Annotated in this window: 19 protein-coding genes and 1 pseudogene; 11 read left to right on the top strand and 9 right to left on the bottom strand. The window is 38.7% G+C overall.

Translation table 11 applies throughout. The features are described from left to right. The first annotated feature begins 52 nt into the window (after window positions 1-52). From ACYVFA_RS12895 to ACYVFA_RS12880, 4 genes are all read left to right on the top strand, one after another. Entirely contained in the window at window positions 53-550 is a 498-nt protein-coding gene (locus ACYVFA_RS12895; RefSeq protein ID WP_460472240.1) for a hypothetical protein, read from the top strand. 393 nt (window positions 551-943) lie between these two features. Further along, window positions 944-2,395, top strand: a complete 1,452-nt coding sequence (locus ACYVFA_RS12890) for a tail fiber domain-containing protein (protein ID WP_460472239.1) — start codon at window positions 944-946, stop codon at window positions 2,393-2,395. 3 nt (window positions 2,396-2,398) lie between these two features. Further along, window positions 2,399-2,659 (top strand): hypothetical protein, encoded by a 261-nt coding sequence (locus ACYVFA_RS12885; RefSeq protein WP_460472238.1) that lies wholly within the window; start codon window positions 2,399-2,401, stop codon window positions 2,657-2,659. A gap of 345 nt (window positions 2,660-3,004) precedes the next feature. Next, window positions 3,005-4,705, top strand: a complete 1,701-nt coding sequence (locus tag ACYVFA_RS12880; RefSeq protein ID WP_460472237.1) for a M61 family metallopeptidase — start codon at window positions 3,005-3,007, stop codon at window positions 4,703-4,705. A 5-nt stretch (window positions 4,706-4,710) separates the two neighbouring features. On the opposite strand, the gene ACYVFA_RS12875 is transcribed toward ACYVFA_RS12880, so the two are convergent. Together ACYVFA_RS12875 and ACYVFA_RS12870 are read right to left on the bottom strand one after the other, a co-directional pair. Continuing rightward, the gene (locus tag ACYVFA_RS12875; RefSeq protein ID WP_460472236.1) at window positions 4,711-5,235 is read right to left on the bottom strand and encodes a hypothetical protein; all 525 of its coding nucleotides are present in this window, start codon (window positions 5,233-5,235) and stop codon (window positions 4,711-4,713) included. Between the two features lie 580 nt (window positions 5,236-5,815). After that, window positions 5,816-6,334 carry a GNAT family N-acetyltransferase gene (locus ACYVFA_RS12870; RefSeq protein ID WP_460472235.1) on the bottom strand — a complete coding sequence of 173 codons (519 nt, stop codon included), beginning with the start codon at window positions 6,332-6,334 and terminating at the stop codon, window positions 5,816-5,818. A 290-nt stretch (window positions 6,335-6,624) separates the two neighbouring features. Between ACYVFA_RS12870 and ACYVFA_RS12865 the strand changes: the two genes are divergently transcribed. After that, window positions 6,625-7,341, top strand: a complete 717-nt coding sequence (locus ACYVFA_RS12865; protein WP_460472234.1) for a 3-keto-disaccharide hydrolase — start codon at window positions 6,625-6,627, stop codon at window positions 7,339-7,341. 16 nt (window positions 7,342-7,357) lie between these two features. Here the strand turns inward: ACYVFA_RS12865 and ACYVFA_RS12860 are convergent, their stop codons facing one another. Next, entirely contained in the window at window positions 7,358-7,990 is a 633-nt protein-coding gene (locus tag ACYVFA_RS12860) for an NAD(P)-dependent oxidoreductase (RefSeq protein WP_460472233.1), read from the bottom strand. Window positions 7,991-8,090: 100 nt separating this feature from the next. On the opposite strand from ACYVFA_RS12860, the gene ACYVFA_RS12855 reads away from it, so the two are divergent. Together ACYVFA_RS12855 and ACYVFA_RS12850 are read left to right on the top strand one after the other, a co-directional pair. Next, a complete protein-coding gene (locus ACYVFA_RS12855; RefSeq protein ID WP_460472232.1) occupies window positions 8,091-8,462 on the top strand; it encodes a winged helix-turn-helix transcriptional regulator in 372 nt (123 codons plus the stop codon). Window positions 8,463-8,624: 162 nt separating this feature from the next. Continuing rightward, window positions 8,625-9,644, top strand: a complete 1,020-nt coding sequence (locus ACYVFA_RS12850; RefSeq protein ID WP_460472231.1) for an aldo/keto reductase — start codon at window positions 8,625-8,627, stop codon at window positions 9,642-9,644. 70 nt (window positions 9,645-9,714) lie between these two features. Here ACYVFA_RS12850 and ACYVFA_RS12845 read toward each other — a convergent pair whose 3' ends face one another. Both ACYVFA_RS12845 and ACYVFA_RS12840 read right to left on the bottom strand, forming a co-directional pair. Further along, window positions 9,715-10,860, bottom strand: coding sequence for a hypothetical protein (locus tag ACYVFA_RS12845; RefSeq protein ID WP_460472230.1), 1,146 nt, complete (start codon window positions 10,858-10,860; stop codon window positions 9,715-9,717). 88 nt (window positions 10,861-10,948) lie between these two features. Continuing rightward, complete coding sequence (locus ACYVFA_RS12840) at window positions 10,949-12,028, bottom strand: FUSC family protein (RefSeq protein WP_460472229.1); 1,080 nt, start codon at window positions 12,026-12,028, stop codon at window positions 10,949-10,951. A 178-nt stretch (window positions 12,029-12,206) separates the two neighbouring features. On the opposite strand from ACYVFA_RS12840, the gene ACYVFA_RS12835 reads away from it, so the two are divergent. After that, complete coding sequence (locus tag ACYVFA_RS12835; RefSeq protein ID WP_460472228.1) at window positions 12,207-12,449, top strand: hypothetical protein; 243 nt, start codon at window positions 12,207-12,209, stop codon at window positions 12,447-12,449. 225 nt (window positions 12,450-12,674) lie between these two features. On the opposite strand, the gene ACYVFA_RS12830 is transcribed toward ACYVFA_RS12835, so the two are convergent. Together ACYVFA_RS12830 and ACYVFA_RS12825 are read right to left on the bottom strand one after the other, a co-directional pair. Next, entirely contained in the window at window positions 12,675-13,649 is a 975-nt protein-coding gene (locus tag ACYVFA_RS12830; protein WP_460472227.1) for a Gfo/Idh/MocA family protein, read from the bottom strand. A gap of 138 nt (window positions 13,650-13,787) precedes the next feature. Continuing rightward, the gene (locus ACYVFA_RS12825) at window positions 13,788-14,978 is read right to left on the bottom strand and encodes a hypothetical protein (protein WP_460472226.1); all 1,191 of its coding nucleotides are present in this window, start codon (window positions 14,976-14,978) and stop codon (window positions 13,788-13,790) included. 334 nt (window positions 14,979-15,312) lie between these two features. Here ACYVFA_RS12825 and ACYVFA_RS12820 point away from each other — a divergent pair, with 334 nt between their 5' ends. Together ACYVFA_RS12820 and ACYVFA_RS12815 are read left to right on the top strand one after the other, a co-directional pair. Further along, window positions 15,313-15,651: a PadR family transcriptional regulator gene (locus ACYVFA_RS12820; protein WP_460472225.1), complete on the top strand. Its 339-nt coding sequence runs from the start codon at window positions 15,313-15,315 to the stop codon at window positions 15,649-15,651. 15 nt (window positions 15,652-15,666) lie between these two features. Next, a complete protein-coding gene (locus ACYVFA_RS12815; RefSeq protein WP_460472224.1) occupies window positions 15,667-18,330 on the top strand; it encodes an ABC transporter permease in 2,664 nt (887 codons plus the stop codon). 67 nt (window positions 18,331-18,397) lie between these two features. Here the strand turns inward: ACYVFA_RS12815 and ACYVFA_RS12810 are convergent. Continuing rightward, window positions 18,398-18,751, bottom strand: a pseudogene (locus ACYVFA_RS12810) (ABC transporter permease); the annotation flags it as partial. A 165-nt stretch (window positions 18,752-18,916) separates the two neighbouring features. Next, complete coding sequence (locus tag ACYVFA_RS12805) at window positions 18,917-22,009, bottom strand: T9SS type A sorting domain-containing protein (RefSeq protein ID WP_460472223.1); 3,093 nt, start codon at window positions 22,007-22,009, stop codon at window positions 18,917-18,919. Between the two features lie 175 nt (window positions 22,010-22,184). Here ACYVFA_RS12805 and ACYVFA_RS12800 point away from each other — a divergent pair, with 175 nt between their 5' ends. Then, a complete protein-coding gene (locus ACYVFA_RS12800) occupies window positions 22,185-23,750 on the top strand; it encodes a glycoside hydrolase family 43 protein (RefSeq protein ID WP_460472222.1) in 1,566 nt (521 codons plus the stop codon). Window positions 23,751-23,816 lie beyond the last annotated feature (66 nt).

Genomic DNA, 23,816 nt, shown 5'->3' with positions numbered 1-23,816 from the left:
GGGATAATTCTTAAGGAATGTTTATCTTTATTGCTCAAATAAAAATATTGAAATGCAGGTATTAGCGTATGATGAAAATAATCCACCAACAATGCTATCAATATGGGGGTTGAGAACGTTCTTCTGGTTTAGTGTTTTTCTAATAGCTATCCATGGGTATAGGTCTTTGTCTATTCGGATACCCTCAATTGAGGAGTGGTTCTTTCTTATTATTGGAGTTGTGATTTTAATTATCTCTTTCGACTTATTTGTTCTTAAAAGCATTGTTCGTCTCTCAGAAAATAGCATAACCTTAACAAGCGTTTTGGGTAGAACCAGAACCTACGCATCAAAAGATTTTGTCAAAATCTCTGTCTATAATACCTGGCTATCTGTGACATTTATTGAATTTACTGATGGCAAAAAATATCATATACTTACCAGAGAAGCTCGTTTTTCCACCTCTTACAATTCTACACACAATTATTTATTTAAGAACTTCACATCTATTGCTAAGGAATTGGATTGTCAGGTTCGTGATTATTTAAGAAAACCTGCCCCCCCTCAATAAAATACTTTTTTAGCCGGTTTTGTATTTTTCTTACATCTACCTCTCCTTTCTCCTATTCATCCTCTCGATTCGATTATTCTTCCAATCGTTAGGATATTTTTGAATTGCATTCGGGCTTGAACTACTTTTGTTTCATCAATCGAAACACAATTATCACAGCCATGAAAACAAATACTATTTCAAACCGGGTTGTACTTTTTATCTCTATCAGTTGTTTACTGACCGGGGTTATGATTTGCATAAAATTCTCTTGAACTTCTCTAGTAATTTATTTAAAATCGTTATCAGGCCTGTTCTGACAGGGATGACTATGTCAACCGAACGAATTTCATAAGAGCTATTTGGAAGTTCCACTAAACTTTCTATCCATATTTTATTAAAACTATTAAAAAAATGAAAAAATCATTACAATTGCTTTGTTTTCTTTTACTCAGTACAACTTTCGTATATTCACAATCGGCAACTATTTTACCAGACCAATCTGACTTCGTTAATGCTAGTAGTTTAACAGGAGCTTATGCAATAAAAGGGGTAATGTCTAATAAAGATGGTGGGGTGGGTTCTGTCGCGCTAAGGGGGATGAATAACAGTACTTCTAATGCTGGTATGGGAATATGGGGGTCTCATGATGGAGGTGGGTATGGCGTATTCGGTACTTCAATCACAGGCAAAGCTGTTTTCGGATCAAGCACAAGCGGGGTAGCAGTCTACGGTTCATCAGCGAATGGGAATGCAGGGGTATTTGAAATAACTGGCCAGAATAGCACCGCGCAGGGAGTTAAAATCGTTCATGCTGGTTGGGGAACAGGATTAGATATTAATTTATTGAATAGTGATAACAGTGGCAGAGGAATAAATGTTACACATAGCGGCAGCGGTACTGGTGTATTTTCTAATTCAAACGGTGGAAACGGTGTATGGGGTATTACCTCAAGTTTAGGTGCTGCCGGAGTAATAGGCGACAATATGTATGGAGAAGCTGTGGTGGGTCGTAGCAAAGGGGGATTAGGAGTTGGAGCAGTAGTGGGTCGAAGTGACAGCACGGGTTATGGCGTAAGGGGTTTCAATACTAAAAACGGTATAGGTGTACTTGGGCAATGCGGTATTAATAGCGGCACCGGAGTGGGTGGTAGATTTGAGAATGTGAATAGTTCGAATCCGTCTACGGCCTTAGAAGCTTTTACCAACGGTGCAGGCGCTGCTGCTTACTTTACAAATACGCATATTACAGGCGGCGGTGCAGGTTTGGTGGTAACAAAGAATTCGGCTTACAGTGGCGCTTATACCAATAATCCCAAAGCAGACTTGGAAGTAAGACATGCTTCGGAGATCACAACTGGGATGAGTGGGTTAAGAATTCTTAATACATCGGCCAATAAATCATGGACCTTGTATACTGTTAAAACCAATGGGAATCTGAATCTATATGCTGATGGTGTTTACAGAGGTTCATTCAATGCTGCAACAGGCTCTTATACCCCCGTTTCAGATGCACGTTTAAAAGTAGATATCCGTAATTATACAAATACACTTGATAATTTGCTGAAAATTGCAGTAAAAACTTATAAAGGTATTAACTCAGATAAAACCGAGATAGGGCTAATCGCTCAGGAAGTAGCGGTGGCTTTTCCGGAAATTGTATACAGTAATACAAACGACAAGGGTGAGCAGTTTTATACAATGGATTACTCACGTATTGGGGTGCTTGCTGTAAAAGCTATTCAGGAGCAACAATTGATTATAGAAAATCAGCAGAAAGAAATTGAAATATTGAAAAAACAGGTGAAATCCCTAGAAAGCCTGAAAGCAGAAATAGAGCAAATCAAGAAACAAATCAATAAATAAACCATGAAAATTCTCTTAACCAGTATACTACTGGTGCTGGTAAGCATTATGGTGGCAGAGGCCCAATTAGCCAGTGATAGCCCAGCACCAATGCCTGCCGCACATGCAAAAGCCCGGGTAACCTCATCAACTACAACCCATAAGTTATCATCTGATGCGCCCATTGGTATACCAAAAGATTCGGTTGCCAAGGCGCAAGTACCAAAAGTAAGCCAAGCTTCAAAACTACCTTCGGAAGTTGCTCTATCAAATAAAAAAGACTAACTTGATAGAGGTTGGTATTGGATACGTTGTGACAAAACCAATTATTGACACAACGTATCCTATTGACATTCAGGGTTTCAATCAGATTTGTTGATTTTCGCAGTTAATTCTGTTTTTATATTGATTGATAATCTCTTAAACCTTTTTGCTTTTCTACATTGCACACTCTATATTGCTCCCGATTAAAATTATCGCAAACTTCGCAGGCAGTATATGAAAAATAAGCTTTACTCTTTTTTGTCAGCAAAGGTCTCTCCTAGGCTAATTATCCTGATTTGTTTTTGCTTTGTCAGTCTAGCTCAATATGCTCAAAAAAACAAGGTATCTCTAGCCTATGAAGTTTCTATGAATGACCCTTCCACGCATCTGTACCATGTAGTTTTAGATGGCAGAGGATTTGAAGTAGGAGGCGTTCAATTAACTATGCCTGCCTGGATAACAGGGTATTATCAGTTAATGAATTTCGCCAACAATGTCGAAAATTTTCAGGCTTTCTCTACTGATGGAAGACCTTTGAATTGGGAAAAAAGTGGAGCTAATACCTGGACGATTTCTAAAGGTAAATATAGCGACATCAAAGTTACGTATGATGTCAAAGCCACAAGGAATTTTGTGGCTGGTAATTTTCTGGATGCAGAAAGAGGCTATATTTCACCAGCAGGTGTTTTTATGTATCCTGTAGGAATGTTAAAAAATGAAGTAATTATCAGCGTTGATAAAAATCCAAACTGGTCGAAAATTGCCACAGGTTTGCCAAAAGTGAAAGGCAAAGAAACCACCTATTATGCCAAGAATTTTGATATTTTGTACGACAGTCCGATTCTGATCGGCAATCTCGAATCATTTCCCTCTTTTACGGTCAAAGGTATTCCTCATTATTTTGAGGCTTATAAAGCCGGGAAATTTGACCGCCAGTTATTGATGAATGATTTACAGAAAATTGTCAGTACGGCTTCCGGTATTATTGGTGAGATACCTTATACTGACTATACTTTTATTGCAATCGGGCCTGGTGGTGGTGGTATCGAGCACCTCAACTCTACTTCTATTGCGTTTAGTGGTGATGAACTGAATAATCGGGAGGGAAAGATAAGGACATATAATTTTCTGGCGCATGAATATTTTCATCATTATAATGTCAAGCGCATCAGACCTATTGAACTGGGGCCATTTGATTATGAAAACGGTAGCCGTACAAAAATGCTCTGGCTTTCGGAAGGGTTAACAGTTTATTATGAATATCTAATTCTGAAAAGAGCAGGCTTGACAACGACCGATGAAATGCTGAAAACTTTTCAGGAAAGCATTAAAGCCTACGAAAGCAAGCCTGGTCGCCAGTTTCAGACACCTGCCGAAGCAAGCTGGAAAACCTGGGACGAAGGGCCTTTTGGCCGTACAGGCGATGAAGTCAATAAAACCATTTCACCTTATGATAAGGGCGCATTATTAGGGATATTGCTTGACTTTAAAATCAGGAATTCGACTAAAAATGAGAAGTCGTTAGATGATTTGATGCGTTTGCTCTATCATAAATATTACAAAGAAAAAGGCAGAGGATTCACAGAAGAGGAATTCAGAAAAGAGGCCGAAAAACTGGCAAGAACTTCATTACAAGATTTCTTTGACTATATCTATACCTTGAAAAGGGTCGACTACCCTACTTATCTGAACTATGCCGGATTAAAAATAGACACAGTTGCTAAAGCGCTACCATCTGCATGGGCAGGCTTGAGTGTACGAGATAGAAATGATAGTCTGACAATAAGTAATGTAGACTGGCAATCTCCTGCATGGGAAAGTGGATTAAGAAGAAGACATACCATTTTACAGGTTGATGCCAAAAAAGTTGACGCCAAAGCATTAAACGACATTGTCAGCAAGTCGAAAGCAGGAGATAAATTAAAAATCAGATTTGAAACGCCAAAAGGAATTAAAGAAGAAGAGCTTACTTTTGCTATCAGGAAAGATGCCTCCTATGCTATTGTTCCTATCGAAAACCCTACCCCACTTCAAGCCAAGATATTGAAGAGTTGGTTGGGGGAATAATTAATTTACCGAGGCTCGAATCCAATTGGTTTTTCAGTAACCATAAGCGTATCTATTTGCATATCTCTAATACTTACAATTGTAGTTTTAATAGCGTTAAATGTGCCATTATGAACTAATCTGGTAAATTGAAAATCTTTACTCCCATCATCATTAAAATCGACTGATTGTATTTCAGGCGTTTCAATCTTGAACTGTTCCTTTAGATTTGATACTTTTAATTGTCCGTTGTAATTATTATAAAGTGCAAAAAGATTGAAATCAAAAGTTCCAGGAATAAACTCTTTTGTTTCATTATCATAGAATAGAACTTTACTATTTGTATATCCGGTAAGATCCCTTAATAATATCAAGAAAATAGTTTGAGCCTCTGTTGGTAGACGAACAGTTGATATATGGCAATTTTCTTGCAAGTGATTAGAAAGATAATTCTCTTTATAATATTCATGGATAGTTGACTCAATTGTGGTCTCTATCTGATCATTCACCTGATAATTATATTTCTGATTTCCCCAATCGATTTCAGTCAACTTCAGAGGTAATCTACAATTTATAATTTTGGGGTTAAAGGATTTCTCAAAGGTTTGAGAAGTATTACAAGAAGTAAAAATAGTCAATAGCAAAAGATAGCTAAATAGTCGCATTTTGTAATTGGAAGATAAAACCTTCTCAAATTAAGAACAAAATATTAATAAAATTATTGGTAAATCAACAATACCAATTCCTTCTCTCAATTGATAATTCATGTAAAGGTTAGGCTTTGACCCTACTGAATAGTAGGACGTTTTATTGGGCATAGAAATATGGTATGAGTTTAAAATACTAAAACGCAATATTATTTCTTCTAATGGTCGATTAATCAGCAGAAACCAAGAAATCTGGTGACTAGTTTTATTTATTAATTTTAGGGGAATAATTTATTGAGTGAGCGAGTAAATGAACGATTAATGATATTCTCTCAATCAATTAATATTCTACACTTACCTATGATGTACAAGCGGCAAGAGCATAGTATAATCAGGTATTGGGTACTAAGCCTCGTTTCCTAAAACCGGATGCTGTAAATCCGGCGTTTATCCATTCTCCGTTTTCCTTGAGCCATTCACCCATTCAAATGTTTTTTCCATAAACCTTATTATAAATTTCAACTTTCACGGCATTGACATCAACGGTATCAGTAGCCATCAGGTAAAGATTGATACTGTTTTTGGTAGAATCATAAGCCGGCTGGATATAATCAGGGTCGGCAATCTGAAATCCGTTGCGCTCGTAAAACTCTATACGTTTTTTGGCTATGCTGCCCATAGAGGGAGGTTCAGTTTCCAGAACCAGCACCTTATATTGGTTTTTTAATTCTTCCAAAGCCCTTGCGCCTAGTCCGGTGCTTCTGTAAATCTGATAAATTTCAAAAAATTCTACAAACAAGAAATTGCTCATAGGCCATGTGACAAAGTAGCCCATTGCATTATTATTGGCATCAATACCAAAGATGCGAGTATGTTCGTTCTGAAACAAAGCATAAAACTGTTCTTCATTTCTTCTTTCATCAATCGGGAAAGTCAGGCAGTATTGGCTGTAGATAAATTCCCACTCCCGTTTCGGAGTGCTTTTTAAGTCTCGGAAATGCATAAGTTATATCTTTTGTGGTAGGAAAGTGCTAATTTACATTCGTTCCTGAAAATTTCAGTAATGAATCTATAAAATTAAAGTTAAAAAAACGCAAAAAAAAATCATTATCATTAATAAAGGCGGCTTAGATTAGTCAGCACTCAAGAATCCGTAAGTATATAATGATCGAGAATGAGGTTTTATATAATTTTCTCTTCCAAATTCGGTTGTATGCTTATGCTCATTCACCATGTATTAATTTATCAAATACTGCTATATTTGCTTTTTAACCTTTAACACGAGACAACAAAATGAACAAGCTATTTTTGGTTTTATTATTTAGCTGTGCACTAATCCAAACTCATGCACAAAATACCTTAACATCAGAAGAAAAAAAAGCAGGCTGGAAATTACTATTTAATGGAAAAGACCTGAAAGGCTGGCATGCCTATGGTGCAAAAGAACCCGGTTCAGCCTGGCTTATCGACCAGGGCGCTATCAAGTTAAATGTGCCCGAAAGAGCCGGGAATAAAGCCAAGAATGGTGGTGACATTGTAACTGATGAGGAAGTAAAAGGAGATTTTGAATTGAAAGCAGAATGGAAAGTAAGTAAGTTTGCCAATAGTGGTATTTTCTTTTTCGTAAAAGAAACACCCGAGTACAAAAATATGCATAATACGGGTCTGGAGCTGCAAGTTATTGACGATAAAATTTATGAAGGGGCGGCTGAAAATACCCACCGTGCCAGCGATTTCTTTGGTGTTGCCAATGCTCGCCTGCGCGAGAGCAATCCACAAGGCGAATGGAATCAGATTCATTTCATTGTTAAAAAAGGGAAATTAACTGTTTATCAGAATGGCTTTATGGTACAAGAACATGACCTGAACAGCCAGGACTGGAAAGACAAAATTGCTAAAAGTGGTTTGGCTAAAGCACCCATCGGCAAGGGCAGCTATTCCGGAAGAATCGGCCTGCAAGACTGGGGCAGCACTGTCTGGTATAGAAATATCAAGATTTTGAAGTTGTAAAATCTTCGTTGTACTATCACTCTTTTGATAAAGCCGGAAACCTGCGCAATTCAGTTGGGTTTTCGGCTTGTCTTACCAGAAAATCAGCTACATCAGCACGGCTTATTCCCCCTATTTTTACTCCTTTGAAAAGTCTGTTTTCTACCCTGTATTCTTCAGTCAATTCTCCATCATTTAAAAGTCCCGGTCTGGCAATCACCCATAGCATATTTGAGGCTGAAATGATTTCTTCCATTCTTGTTTTGTCGGCGTATACTTTTCTTAGTGCCACAAAAAAAGCTATCTGCAGAAGCAAACTATTATACCTGCCACTATTACCTGCCCCGAAACCTGTGAGTACTATAACAGGAATAGCCAACTCATTTTCTTCATGAATCTCTACTAATAATCTGGCGAAATCAGAGTATAAAGTAGTTGCCTTTATACTTTTGCCCGTGCCTAATGTGACAATCAATGCCTCTGCACTACTCAATGATTTTTTCAAGTCTTCCTTTCTTGTGGCGTCACCCTTAATTTTTATAAGATTTGTATCATTCAGCAACTGCCCCTCTGAACGTGATAAGGTAGTGACCCGGTGGTTTCTTTCCAATGCCCTCTTAACCGTCTGTAAACCTAAGCCCGACGATGCACCGATAATCGTAATATTCATTCTAATTACATGAATTGTTTTAGGCAAAGGTATAGTGGCAACCAATAAAATCTGTTAAATTGCCTCAAAAAACAAGTATACTTCAGGATACTACCTCACAATGAAAAATAAACAAAAACAAGGGCAATTACGCGATGTGCAAGATGTGATTGATATTATAGGAGGGCGGTGGAGAGGTGCAATCTTAGCAAGTCTGTGCGACAAACCTAAACGATTTAATGACTTGAAACGTGATATAGGTGAGATTACTCCACGTATTCTGACGAAAGAGCTTAAATATCTTGAAATGAACAAACTGCTAAATCGTGAAGAAGAGAAGGGCAGTGTACTTTATAGCCTCACCGACCATGGTCATTCGCTAGAACCGCTTATTGGTTCAATTGTTTTATGGGGGCAGAAACATCGTAAAGTAGTTTTAGGGGATTCAAAAGAAGCAACTATGGACGCAATGAGTACTAAAAAAGCCTCTTAATCTCTTTGCAAGAACATTTTTATCAACGAAAGCGACCTACTGTTTTTCAATTGTTCCGCTATTTCATTAACCATAATTTAATCCTCAAAATGAACGTTATAGCGCAGAAAAACTTTCTATAAATAAGGGGTTTTATTATTAATCATCAAACAAGCGCTAATAATGAAATACAATTATGTAGGAGAAACCGGATTGATGGTTTCAGAACTTTGCTTTGGTACAATGACTTTCGGTGGACAAAATGCCGGTATATGGGGAAGTATCGGTCAATTGCAACAGCAGGAAGTAAACGAATTAATAAAAGCATCTGTTGATGCCGGCATCAATTTCTTTGATACAGCCAATGTGTATTCTTTCGGTCAGTCAGAACAACTATTGGGACAATCTATTAAAGATTTAGGCTTGCGCAGAGATCAACTGGTGATTGCGACGAAAGTACTGGGAAGAATGGAGCAATCGCCTAATAGTCTGGGGCTTTCGCGCTACAATATTTTCAATTCTGTTGATGCCAGTCTGAAACGTCTGCAATTAGATTATATTGATGTTTTATATGTTCATGGAGTTGACCCAAAAACCTCTGTTGAGCAAATTGTGCATACCCTCAACGACATCGTTAATACTGGTAAAGTGCGCTATATTGCTATCTGTAACTGGCCTGCCTGGATGGTAGCCAAAGCACAGGCCATTGCCAAATATCATGGCTGGCAACAGTTTATTGGTTTGCAATATTATTATTCTGCCGTATCGCGCGATATTGAGCATGAGTTAGTTCCGATGGCAAAAGATCATCAACTGGCTATTTTCCCGTGGAGTCCGTTGGCGGGAGGTTTCTTAAGTGGAAAATTCACCCGTGAGCAATCAAGTTCAGGTTCGAGAAGAGAGAACTTCGACTTCCCTCCTATCAACAAAGAAAAAGCGTATGATTTAGTAGATGTGATGAAAGACATTGCTACCCAACATAATGCCTCTGTGGCACAAGTGGCATTGGCTTGGGTAAGGCAACAGCCTGGCATTACCAGCACGATTATCGGAGCTAAAAGTATTAATCAGCTTAATGACAATATTCAATCAACTGCAATCGATTTAAGTGCAGAAGATTTGAAGAAAATTGATGAGGTTAGTCCATTACCTTTACAATATCCGGGTTGGATGGTGCGTCAGCAAAGTGGTTATAGAAGCTAGAAATATGCCATCCCAAAGCTAAGCGTGCCACACTCTTTTGCGGACGAGTATAAGTGTGACACGCTTGGCATTATCCATTCTTTTTTCTGGCATCGGTATAAGGCATATTAAACAAACTATTAGGTTTCAAGTATACATAATTCTTCTGAAAATCCAGAATAGTATTAAAGCGCTTCAATACCTCATTACCCATGATATGTGTTTTGAATCTGGCCGGATTAGCGGTTGCTAATAATTGTACCGGAATATCGTACAATATATTTTTACCCAGATTCAGTCTTTCATTATTAACCGTGTAGACCGGAATCTCTTTGCCCTGTCCGTTTTTCATTACCACTTTTTTTATCACTTCAAGGTCCTTCGGATAATTCTGTTCATGCATCAGCAGGGTATCCATCATAATGGTTCGCTGGTAGCCGTTATCAAACAAAAAGCGGTTCTTAAATTTCTGGTCTTTTATCTGCAATTCGCCATTGATGCAAAATAAGGTATGCGTATACTCAATCGGGAATTTTGAATAGCCTTTGCCTAACTCAGGCATTCGGGTATGTACAATCATCAGGTTTTTATCATAATCTATCTCCACCACTTTGCCATCAAATAAATCCCAACCAAAACGGCCGTCTGTTCCCTGTCCTGATATGGCTACGGGAAATACTTCCAGATTACTCCAGTTTAGACTGCCAATCTGTAAATGATTTTCCGCCTTATCCGGATCCAGATTATGCGTTTTTTCTTTAATGGCATCATGAGTCAATAATAATCCGGTGGTACCTGAATCAAATTTTAAATCAAGGCTATCTCGTCTGTTGAGTACTGCTTTAAATTTGATATTGTTATAATCCGTCAGTACGAATGGAATAGTATCATGTTGCACAGGTTTCTGATTGGCATAATTCTTAATCTGAGGGCTTTCGATACTGATTCGGCAGGTATCTTTATCGGCAATTACTACCCTGAACGCTAGTTTTTCGCCGGGCTTAAGGAGTTTTTTGATTGAGTCGGTATCAGTAATAAATCGTACCCATTTGCCTTTCGGGCTTTTGGAAATACTATAATCCTGAAGTTTATCTTTCGGATTCAACAACCATTTCTGGCGCTCTTCGTTGCCTTCAATAATTGTTGCATATTTGGTTTTAGATTTAAGGATGGGTGTGGTTTGTGCGTGTGAGATAAGCGCTCCTGATAATAGAGCAAGTGTCATGAGTTTTTTCATAATTTGTTTATTTGCGAGTGAGTGGTACTTATTTTATTGGCAAGATACTCACAAACTTATTAAAGACAAAGATGGAATAAAGAGAGAACTATTTCCTCAAAATCGCCACTCTGGTTTTTCTCAATTGCCGTTCGGCTTTCCGATGTAATTTCTGGTTATGCAATAGCCAGCCTCCTGCCACTCCAATCAGACTGCCAATGAAAATATCAAGGAACCTCGTAGTAATTACCCTATTGGGGTCAACTCCTCCACCTCGGCTTAGTTCTATCAGGAAGACTGTCATTGGGGTGATAAATATCACCGCCAGTGCATAATGCCGCACTACCAATATCTCAATAATAAACTGCAAGACAATGATGCTGATACAGATTTGCAGTGTATTGAGGTTGAATTGTAATAAAAGCCATGAGAAACCCATGCCTATAAACGTTCCTACAATCCGATGAAAACTTCGCTGGCTTACCTGTGTCACATTCATACCCTGCATAATGGCCAGACAAGAGATAGGTATCCAATAAGGATTATCAAATTTGAAGATATGACCAGTCAATAATGAGATAGTAATAAATAGACCTACAATAATCGATTCAGTCAGGTTGGTATAATGTCGTTTTCTTATGCCCGAATCTTTTATTTTATCCGGGTATTTTCTGACAATATATAGGCTATATCCCATGGCAAATATAAAACCTCCGATAGTCCCGAGTGCTAATAAGCCAATTTTGGTTGGAATGGCCATCAAATCAAAAGGCATACAACTAGCCATTGAAGCAAGCATTACAAAAAAGAAATTGCCGGGCGGCGAAAGTCTGAAATAATTGGTGAGCCAGTTAATGCCAAAAGCATAGACACCCAATATTGCTGCCGACACATAATGATTAAAACTAAAGGCAATACCTACGGTAAAGCTCATGATAAACCCAAATGCACAAACCAGTAAGGTAAGCATCCGGTTTTCGAGACTGGTTGATGGTAGATAGAGAATAACCAAACCACCCATACAGGCTAGTGTCCCATAATCAAGCCTGCCCAGATAATAGCCAATCAATAAGGGTAAGCCTGTACACAGTGAAGCCAATACCGGAATATGCCATAAGCGCTCCGATTTCTTTAGCTGAAAAAATAGCTTTGCCTCTCGTTGGATAATATGTTTTAGTTGGGCTAACATAGGGCAAAGATAGCAGATTATTCACAAGTCGTGAGTCTGTATTCGAGAAGATATAATTCTATAATCATGCAATTGCATACGCAAATTAGACAGAAACTTAATACAAATAGAGCTTATAAAAACCTCGACAAAAAGTTTACAATAATTCTATCTACCTTTGCTCGCAAAAAACAAATATATGTCTGAGCAACAGGTAGATAATATTCTTGAAAAATTAAGTGAGGATACTTTGCTAAATCAAATTATAGGTATCAATCATGATGGCGATTTGCTTCATGTATTCTACAAAACTTTTACCTTATTGCACTACGAATCTCTGGTTGAGTTTTGTGCAGAGGAGGAACTGTTTTTTTATTCGGCGCCTAATAAAGACTTATTTCAGTTAACTTTATTGAACGACCCTGTCTACAATAATCAATAAATTTCTTCAATCGTTACAAAGACCAGTTTACTGTAATTATGCTTTCATAAAACATTTAGCCCTGTTGATAGCTTTATCATAACTCAATAGATGAATCTGATACTATCAATCGAAACATCTGGTGGTAATGACGCAGAAAAAAGCTAAGATATATTATAGATTATTTCTTGTGTCTATTGCCAGATGATGAGAGTTTAGCTATTTGTTATACCCTGACACAAACCATTATGATTTAACACTCGTCTCTATCAATCGCATTACTTCTGCCCCTTCAAAACCTGTATCAGGGTTCGGGCCTTTATCTAAAAAATAGTTAACAACAGCTTCAATCATAGGTTGTTGAACATGAAGAAGCGGATCAAACGTAAGTGTTTCTGCTTTACCATCCATTTCTACTGTAATGCTATCCGTGCTGAACACAGTAAAGCCAATTTTGCCTTTGGTGCCTTGTATCTCACAATAATCAGCGGCCTTTCCGGCATTGAAACACCAGGTTCCGTTAAAAACAGTGCCGTTTTTAAACAAGACATTAGCCACTACCATATCATCGGCCTCATAAAATCCTCCCTGATTTGTGGCCAGACCCGTTACTTTTTCTACTTCTCCAAAGAAATAGTACATCAAATCTAGTTGATGTGGAGAAAGGTCGTGAAACATCCCTCCACCCGCCGTAGCAGGATCTATGCGCCAGGCAGTTTTAGGGTCTGCCATTTCCTGTGGAGTCAAAGGCAATTTGGCTAATTCAAGGCGCACGAGACGAACATCGCCAATGGCCTTTTCTTCTATTAATTGTTTTACTTTCTTGAATCTTTGCTGCTGGCGGCGGTAATGTGCTACTACCAGTTTGATATTTTTATCTCTGGCAGCCTCGGCCATACGGATAGCCGCAGCATAATCGCCTGCCATAGGCTTTTCTACATAAACCGGTTTTCCGGCCTTGATGGCTGCTAGTGTATATTCTTCATGGGTTGAAGGTGGAGTAGCTACATAAATGGCATTGATTTCGGGGTCATTAATCAATTGCTGAGCATCGCTATACCATTTAGGTACACCATGCCGACGGGCATAATCTTCTGCCTTGGTGGCATCGCGGCGCATAACGGCTATTAATGATGAGTTGGGTACTTTATTAAAAGCGGGGCCACTTTTGAGCTCGGTTACATCACCGCAGCCGATAATTCCCCAGTTAATTTTTTCCATGTTGAATAGGTAGGTTTTGGAGCAAGGCAAATATCGGAGATATTATTGAAGGAAGGTATAATAGTGGTACGTAATTTTTAGCGTGCCAATAATTATATTCGCACGCTGATGTTATTAGCCTTCTAAAATCTTTAATAATCAATTAGCAGATATCGACAAAAACCTGGTTTTACAATCAAATATTCCTCCGGTTTCTACAAGAATTTTCATACACGTGGTCAATTGTTCTGGCTGATTAAGACTTATTTTATGACCACTTTTAATGATTACCTCATCAGAGTTGCCTGGTATTCTTCCACAATCCCACGAAGAACTGGAATGCCAGTTACCTGAGGTAATACTGGTACAAATATTCGATGAAGGCGTAAAACTAAAAGTATGGGTACTGGTATTAATTGCAATTTTACCAAGATTAGTAAACCGATAAATTTCATTTCCGGCTTGTTGAACCGCCGAAGTATAAGAAGACCCTATGTTTACATTAGGTCTTGCCCTAAATGGCGACACTCCATTGATAGGATCACAGCAAGAAAAAAGATATTCTCCCCAGCCAATGGCTTCATGGTTATCAATAGCTGCTCCATACCAGGCATAAAAGAAGCGATTCTGATCATAGTTTTGTTGGTTTGCCGCATTACTTGTGGTAAGAGACAACACTTTAAAAGCAATGCTTTGCTGATAATTTCTTAATTTATCAGCTTTTGTTTTCCATGCAGCTATATTGGCTTCATAATCCCAGGTATTTATCAGATAACTTTCACTCAGATAAAAGTCACCTGCATTTAATACAGTGGCAATGCTTGTTGGATTATAAGTTCCATCGACCGTATTACCAAAAACCTCATCAGGGTTCCAGCCATTGGCAACTACTTTCAAGGTCTGTCCATGTACATAATTGACCGCATCATTTTGTCTTTGACGGCTTACACCATAATCATAACCGAAATCATCAAAGAAAATCCCTGTTATGCCCATTGCTTTCCAGGCATCTACCCTTTGCTGAATCTCGCTGATAGAGAAGTTTTTGCCTCCATTGGTAACACCCAAATCAATATAGCCAAATACTTTAGTTGATGAACCCGCCATCTTGTTTAGTATAGTAATAGTTTTGGCATGGTCTCCATGCGAGGCCAATTCAAGGTCAGCACCCAATACCAGGTAATCATATTGCTTAAAATCATTAGCGACTTTATCAAGGTCTCCTTGATTAGACGCAGAATTCAATCCAGAAGGCCAGCTATAGTATACCAGAAGTTTTTTGGGTGTGATTTGACCAAAAGTCTTGGTCATAAATAATAGACAAATGCAGAGTTGGGACAAAAGTTTCATGGGTGAATTTGTTTTAATGAGAAAGTATGTGAGATACTATTTATAAATTCGGTGCATACTTACGAAATAATCAGGTAACATCAAAACATTCTTATTTATGGGTACTTTTCATTTTTAATAATCTCTTTTCTATTTTGGTAAAACCTAATAAGTAAGTTCAAAAAAACTGTTCTTCATTTCGTCCAGAAATGGACTAAAACTGTCCGTTTCTGGACACGTCCATTTTTTCTATCAATCAAAAACCCTTCATTTTGAACCGTAGAGGGCATTTTCCATTTCTGGCACCCTATTTGTTTTCTATTATTATAAGAAATCATTCTTAAGATAAAAAATTATGAAAAGAACCTTTTTAGGAGAGTTTGAAGAAGTAGTTCTTCTGGTTATTGCGGGCTGTTCGGAAGAAGCCTATGGCGTAACTATATGGGAACGTCTGCAACAGCAAACGGGGCGCGCCATTACCATGAGTGCCGTTCATGCCACCCTTTACCGACTGGAAGAGAAAGGCTATCTGGCCTCAGAACTGGGCGGGGCAACCGCCGAGCGCGGTGGTAGACGCAAACGTTTTTTTGCGCTGACAGCTACCGGAAGCAAAGCCTTGCTTGAAATACAGGAAATGCGGGCAAACCTCTGGCAGGAGATTCCGACTGGTAAGTTGCAAGTGATTATCAAATAAAAAGAAAAAGCTATTATGACCGATAACCAAACTCCCCAACCACCCCGCTGGCCTGACCGTTTGTTAGAGTGGTTTCTTTCGCCTGATCTGAAAGAAGATGTACAGGGCGATTTGCATGAATTTTATCAGAAGCGCCTTACGCAGGTTAGCCAACGTCAGGCCAATAAAGATTATTGGTGGGCTGTGCTTCAGTACCTGACTCCTTTCTTTTTCCGTAACCAATCATCTAATCATTATTCATCTATATCCCTCTCTCCTACTATGATTCGTAACTATCTGAAAATTGCCTGGCGTAATCTGATGCTTCGTAAGGCTTACACAACCATCAATATACTGGGGCTTGCCATTGGCTTAGCTTCCTGCCTGCTCATTGTTTTGTTTGTTCAACATGAATTGAGCTATGATAAATATCATGCGAAAGCCAATCGTATGTATAGAATGACGATCAAAGGGATGCTGGCAGGCAAAGAAGTAAGTGGTGCGTATTCGAGTGCTCCGGCAGGGCCTGCATTAATCCGGGAAATTCCGGGTATTGAAGCTACTACCCGACTGATTTCTCAAGGAACATTCATTGTAAAAAAAGACAATGAGAGTTTTAAAGAAGAGCGCATTACTTTTGCCGATTCCAATTTCTTTGAGGTATTTTCTATTCCATTGCTAAAAGGAAATCCTAAAACTGTTCTGAAAGAACCGAAAACAATAGTAATTACAGAAACTACGGCTGACAAATATTTCGGTAATAGTGACCCTATCGGAAAAACACTGACCTTTGGTGAAAATGATATCTATCGGATTACCGGAATTTGTGAAGATATACCAGCTAATACCCATTTCCATTATGATATATTTGGTTCTATTAATAGCATTCAGATGCGGGAGAAATGGCTGTCCAGCGCAGCTCTAACATATGCCGTACTACGTGAAGGATATACCATTGAAAAACTAAATGCTGCTATGCCTGCCTTAGTTGAGAAATATATTGGCCCCGAAATTCAGGAGTTTTTGGGTACTTCACTTACTGAATTCAGAAAAAGAGGGGATGATTTTCGGTTTGTCTTTCAGCCTATCACAGACATTCATCTGAAGTCTCATTTAGATGGAGAAGCAGAAGCCAATAGTGATATTAAATACGTCTATATTTTCTCGGCCATTGCTATTTTTCTTCTGCTAATAGCCTGTATCAATTTCATGAATCTATCCACCGCAGGCTCTGCCAATCGGGCTAAGGAGGTGGGTATCCGCAAAGTATTGGGGTCAGTACAATATCAGTTAATCGGGCAATTTCTGAGCGAGTCTGTATTGGTTACTTTTATGGCTTTATTTGTAGCATTATCGATTGTTATATTGGCCTTACCTTATTTTAATCAGCTATCGGGCAAAGCATTTGAGGCAGGCATTTTAGTCAAAGGCATGATGCTGCCAGGTATTCTGCTTGCCTGTCTGTTTATTGGCTTACTGGCAGGAAGTTATCCGGCATTTTTTCTATCGGCTTTCAAACCTGTAAGTGTATTAAAAGGCAAAATCAGCGCCGGATTTAAAAGTAGTTGGTTGCGCAGTACTTTAGTTACTACCCAGTTTGTGGTTTCTATCGGCATGATTATCGGCACTATTGTGGTTTATCGTCAGTTGAATTTTATTCAGAGTAAAAAGGTAGGGTTCGACAAAGATCAAATCCTGGTTTTACATGATACTTATACGCTAGGTAAAAAATTAAATTCTCTTAAGGATGAAATAAAGCAACTATCGCAGGTGGCGAATGTCACGATGGCAGGCTATATCCCTGCAGGAGCGTCTAATAACGGCGCCGATGGATTTATCATTGAAAATGGTTCAGATCATCCGGTTACTTATCGTGATAAGACTTATAATATTGATGATGATTATTTGACTACTCTGGGTATTGGTCTGGCTGCGGGACGCAATTTCTCAAAAAGTGTACGCTCAGATACAGCAGCAATATTGATTAACGAGGCCGCCGCCAAAGAGTTTGGTTTCAAGAACGCAATCGGCCAACGATTGAAAACCATAGGTAATGGAGATCCATCAAGCGTAAGAACGTATACGGTAATTGGTGTGGTAAAAGATTTTCATTATGAATCAATTCATAATTATATTGCGCCTCTGGTGATGTATTTTGGCGCTGATACCTATCAAATGGCTATCAGAGTACGTACTAGTGATATACCGGGGCTATTGAATATTTTAGAGCAGAAGTGGAAAGCGCAAACGGATAATCCCTTCGCTTATTCATTCTTGAATGACAGATTTAATAAGATTTATCAGTCAGAGCAACGTACGGGGCAATTATTCAGCATTTTTGCTACTTTGATTATTTTCATTTCGTGTCTGGGGCTATTTGGTTTAGCAATGTTTACAGCTCAGCAACGCACAAAAGAAATTGGTGTTCGTAAAGTATTAGGTGCTTCGGTGATGAGTGTAGTGGTCTTATTATCTAAAGATTTCATCAAACTAATCCTGATTGCTATTCTGATTGTAAGCCCGATTGCGTGGTACGTCATGAATCAATGGTTACAGGATTTCGCCTATCGTGTTGAACTCAGCTGGTGGATATTTGCAGTTGCAGGCTTATTAGCTATAGCAGTGGCGCTATTAACTGTGAGCTTCCAGAGCATAAAGGCGGCCTTGATGAATCCAATCAAAAGTCTGAGAAGTGAATAAGTTTTAGGTGGCGCGAACCTCCCGGTTCGTCGCTCGTCGAACCGGGAGGTTCGCGCCACAAATATAACTACTCGCTTTGCAAGCTTTTCACTGGGTTAACTACCACTGCTCTGATGGCCTTAAAGCTAACCGTGGATAAGGCAATAGAGATGGCCATTATGCCTGATAATACAAAAATCCACCATTCTATATCCGTTTTAAAAGCAAAATCTGCCAGCCATTTGTTCATTACAAACCAGGCTGGAGGTGAGGCAATCAATATCGCTAGTACAACCAATCGTAGGAAGTCTTTGGATAATAAAGTGACAATATTGGCTACTGTAGCACCCAATACTTTGCGGATACCAATCTCTTTGGTACGTTGTTCTGCTGTGAATGTAACTAAACCTAATCACGAAACGAATATTGCTAAGGCTGAAAAATAAAAGACTACTCGACCCATGCTTATAAAAGCATTTGTCTGAATCGCCCAGTAATGCCTTTTTCTTCTAGCCTTTGCATCGTGCGATGCACTGCTCCCAAACTCATCGGGCGTTCCAGGCGTTTGGTATCCTTTCATACTTCTGATTTACGCAATGGGGAAGTTCTATTCTTTTACGATTTTTAGTACATACGCCTTCCCTCCATCAAATAACTGAACCAAATGAACTCCTTGTGGTAATTGTTTCATATTAATGCCTTCCTGTGAAGATAGATTCCCCTGCATCAGCAATTGCCCTCTGGTATTGATTAATCTATAAGGCAAAGGTTTTTCTGAATTGAGATAAAGCCAATCTTGCGTGGGGTTTGGGTAGATAGTAAAATGATCTAAAAAAGGCTCAAGTGGAGATTCTGTATCCGTAATAATTGCTTTGGCATCAGACATCTTCCAGACCTGCCAGCCGCTGATATAAGTGAACCCATAGACATACACCTGGTTGTTATATTCGAAAACACTCCTTAAATCAATTCCCTCCGTTCCTTTCACGATTTCCGGAAAAGCAAAGAGAGCATCACTTCCCAATTGATATAATTCCATTCCGGTTTCAGGCGTACCTATAGCGGTATATACATTGTTATTGTATCTAAAAATTCCTTGTGGACCATACTCAGGTAACAGGTAACTTTCTATAAGCTCCGTTCCATTAAAATACCAGTAAGATTTACGGATACTATTGCTACGATATGACAATACGCCTTTACTATATAAATTAGTAAACGATTTTATCCCTGGGTCGAAGGCTCTCAATCTCTCTTCTACTACCGACCAATAAGCCCATCCCGTTGGCTCATAGCTTTCACTTGCACCCAAAGGAATTACAAAGAATTCATTATCTTTTAGCCCCGAATTAATAAGCCATTGATAATTATATAATTGATCTTGTAGAACCCTGATACCTCTATCTCTCGCAAAATCGTAATAGGTAATATTCTTATAACCCAATATCAACACGCCCTTATTAAATTGGATAACTCCATAGTCGGCATTAAATCCGATATTATACTCTCTCATCAAGCCATTCTTTATTATCACCAGATTTGCCCCCTGGTACATCACAATGGCATCATTCAGATATTGTATTCTTCCATTAGGGCTACTTTTAGCTTTATTTACTTCGACTTTGTTTGTAGACAAATCAATTACCGAGAAAACATTATTCTGATTGATAACCTGAGTATAGAGTAATCGAGTACCAAATATGTTAAAACTACTGATGTTATCAGGCAAAAACCGCGTAGAAGTATCGGTAGGATTTATAGTAAACAAACCCAATAGATTATCTTGCACAGCCACAACCCGTCCATAAAATAATTGATCATTATAAATAGCCAGATTAGCAATACTTTGGTCAATCAACTTAAGTGTATCTCCAACTACTTTGAATAAGTTCTGAGCATAACCATTAGTTTTAGTAATATAAACATCGTTCAGCGTCAGATAAAAATCATAATAGGCTAATATCTGAAAACTCACCAGTTTCACGTTACCGTTTTTAATAATAAGGATATTGCCTTTTCCGTCTGTATCAGCTAATCTTATAACCAATTGATTGGTATTCAACTGTACATTTTGCACACCGGTTCTAAAAAGAGGACTACTTTCATAGATTTTCTTTGTTCCTTCCTCTGTCCCATCTATCTCATAAAAAGACATTCCACCCGATACATTATAGCTATAAAAATAAATTTTAGCTCCTTGTGTAAATACATTATCTCCAAAAAAATCAAATCCTCCTTTCAAACTTACCAATAATTGCAGATCGTTCTTTTCTCCTTTACTTGCCCATACGTCGGTATTTCCAGTAGCAGGATTATACTTCCAGTAAAAAATTCGATTATTAAGTATTCGGAACTTAAAACTCTCAGTCCCATCAAGTTGATACAATTGTTTTATCGGAATAAGAGGAGTTTTTATGCCATTCATATAATTGTAAACACTCCCTGACAATAGCACAGTCTGTTTAGGGAGGACTATCAAAGAATCATATTTCAATGGATAAGATTTGACAGAAATTACCGAGTCTTTCAAAAAACTATAAGTAACTCTTACATCCGCCTGATTATCCAATACATAAGTATTGGTATCCAGCACACTAATTTTCAGGTGTGAATAATACCGCCAGAAATGTTCTACCAGATTCTTACTCTTTTTATTGGCACCCGTTTTCAGGTCAAATACATTCAGAAAATAAGAATTGATACCTTCCCCGCCTAAAGTTGAATTAAAAATAAGTTTATCTCCTACAAGCAAAAAATGCCAATATGCCGCACTATTGCCCCAGATATCATTATTGCTGAGATATATTTTGCTGATAGATACATTCCATTTCTCGGTCAGTTCATTACTTTCTGACAAGGCAAAAATTGATACCGTGCCGTAATGCTTCAGAAAATAGATATTTTGCAAACTATCCTTTATCACAAAAGGCATGAATGATTGCCCACCCCAATCTATCAATTGTACATCACTTTTACTATCATAGGGCTTCGAGACCATCTTTCTTCCTTTTTCACCCTCGAAGAAATAATAATCTATGCCATTATGAGAGAGATACTCAAACTTATTTATAATACCTGCGTTTGAATCGGCTATGATATTCTTGGTAAGAAGTCCGTTTTTAGTAAGCCTACCTATTTCATAAAGCCTTGTCTGATAATTGAATTTAAGGTAGTGCAAAGTAGAATCGATGAATTTATACTGCAGCACATTTTCATCCCATTTGGTACGGGTATTATCTTCATTCAGCCAATCGAACTCAGATATATTCATATTCTCAACGCCATTCGATTGATAATTGCGATAATACAGCAGGACTTTTCCATTGAACGCATGAAAGCCTTCAAGTTCACCTATATTTCGAATCACGCGCTCCAGTGTGTCACCTTTGGTACGATAGATATATTCTCGTTTCAGATACAGATAGCCATATTGTCTGACACTTGCTTCGCTCAAATCAGGCGACTCACCCGTGCTATCCGACAGCAAATGGGTATTTTCCGGCGTACCATCTGTTGTCCATAAATTGCTCCTCCCAGTTTCAGTTCGGTAGATATAAAAAACTAACTTACCGTTAATGGTATCCACCTTTTGCACATAGCGAAGACTTGGAATCTTCATATTTGCAAAATCAGTCACCTGCTCCTGAGCCATAGCTCCGAGCCCAACCAGCCAACAAGTAAAAATCAGTAGTTTTTTCATAGATTAGTCTTCAAAACATGAGCATGACTTGAAGAAAGGCTAATCGGTTGTAATGGTATCCCGAAAATAAACCTTTATGATGCGAACATGGAGATTAGCGCCACAAATTTGTCACCCAAAGTTTCTTATTTCAAAATAATTCCTTTTCTTCGCCATCTTATTCAACCAACCTTATATGAAATTATTCTCTGCTTTTTTTATTACATTCTTGATTTTTACTACTGCTACGTTTGCACAAAAGCGAGGCCTGCGTCCAGTTAATACTTATAGAAACCCGGTTATTGCCGGAGATTTTGCCGACCCATCAGTGATTCGTGTAGGTGATACCTATTATGCGGCAGGAACCTCGTCAGAATGGGGGCCGGCTTATCCGATGTACGCTTCAAAAAACCTGACAGACTGGGAATACATCGGCCCTGTGTTTCATGAAATGCCAGAGTGGACGATGGGTAGTTTCTGGGCACCGGAGCTATTTTATCATAATGATACTTATTTTTGCTATTATACTGCCCGTCGCAAGTCAGACAAACGCTCTTATATAGGTGTGGCCACTACTAAAGACTTGAAAAAAGGTTTTACCGACCACGGGGTAATTATAGAATGGACGAGCGAAGCCATTGATGCCTATGTGATAGAAGACAAGGGCAAACTATTCATAACCTGGAAAGCTTATGGGCTAGATAAAGGCAAGACCATAGAATTATTAGGCGCCGAACTATCTGCCGACGGATTAAAGATGATAGGCAAAGAATTTAATATCATTACAGCCAATAAAGAAGACTGGGAAGGAGGTGGTGCCGAAGGACAGGCTATTTTTAAACGAGGCAAATACTGGTATATGCTCTATTCGGGTAATTCTTGTTGTGGCAGCAAATGCAATTATATGGTTGGTTTTGCAAGGGCTGAAAAAATTCAAGGCCCATGGGTGAAATACGCCGGGAATCCGGTACTGGTAAGTGATGATGTATGGAAATGTCCGGGGCATGGTACAGTAGTTACTACACCTGATAATCGTTATTTTTATCTGCACCATGCATACAGCGCTGCCGATTTCACATTTGTCGGGCGCCAGGGTGTATTGAGTGAACTGGTGTGGGATAAAGCCACTCAATGGCCTGTTTTCAGATATGGTAAAACTACCCCTCAGCAAGCAGAAGCACCTGCTGGTACAAGTATCACCAATTATGCGGGTTTCAATATCAATTTTAGTCAGCCGGTGCCTAATCTGCGTTGGATACACGATGTGCATTATCCGGAACCAAAATATGCTGTACAAAACGGCGCATTGCAGATTGAAAACACTAATCTGCTTGAAACAGGCAATTTTATCGGGTTTAATATCAAAAAAGGAAGCTATACTTTCACGGTTGAGGTAACGCCCAAAGATGAGCTTATGCAAAGCATCGTGATTTATGGAGACACAAAAAATGCGCTGGGCTATGGTGTGCGCAAAAACACCGTAGAAGTATGGCGTATAAAAGATGGTGTACATGAAACCGTTAAAACGCAACCCATTGCCACCGGAAAAGATATTACGCTGAAACTACAAAGCTATAATGGCCGTTTCTACGAATTCAGTTATGAATTGAAAGGCGAAAAGCCTGACGCTGCCAACAAAATTGCCGAAGTAGATAATCTCTGGCTACCACGTTGGGACAGAGCCGCAAGAGTTGGTATCAATGTATCGGGCAAAGCTGCTGGTAAAGGTGAGATAAAGGCTATGCAGTTGAAGTATGAGTAGTTTTCTAGCGTATCTTAGGAATTTAAATTAATATACTCTAAATTCCTAAGATACGATTACTTCATT

This window comes from Emticicia fontis, assembly GCF_054779675.1.
The sequence above is the reverse complement of the archived record's forward strand: the minus strand, read 5'-3'. Positions and strand labels throughout refer to the sequence as shown.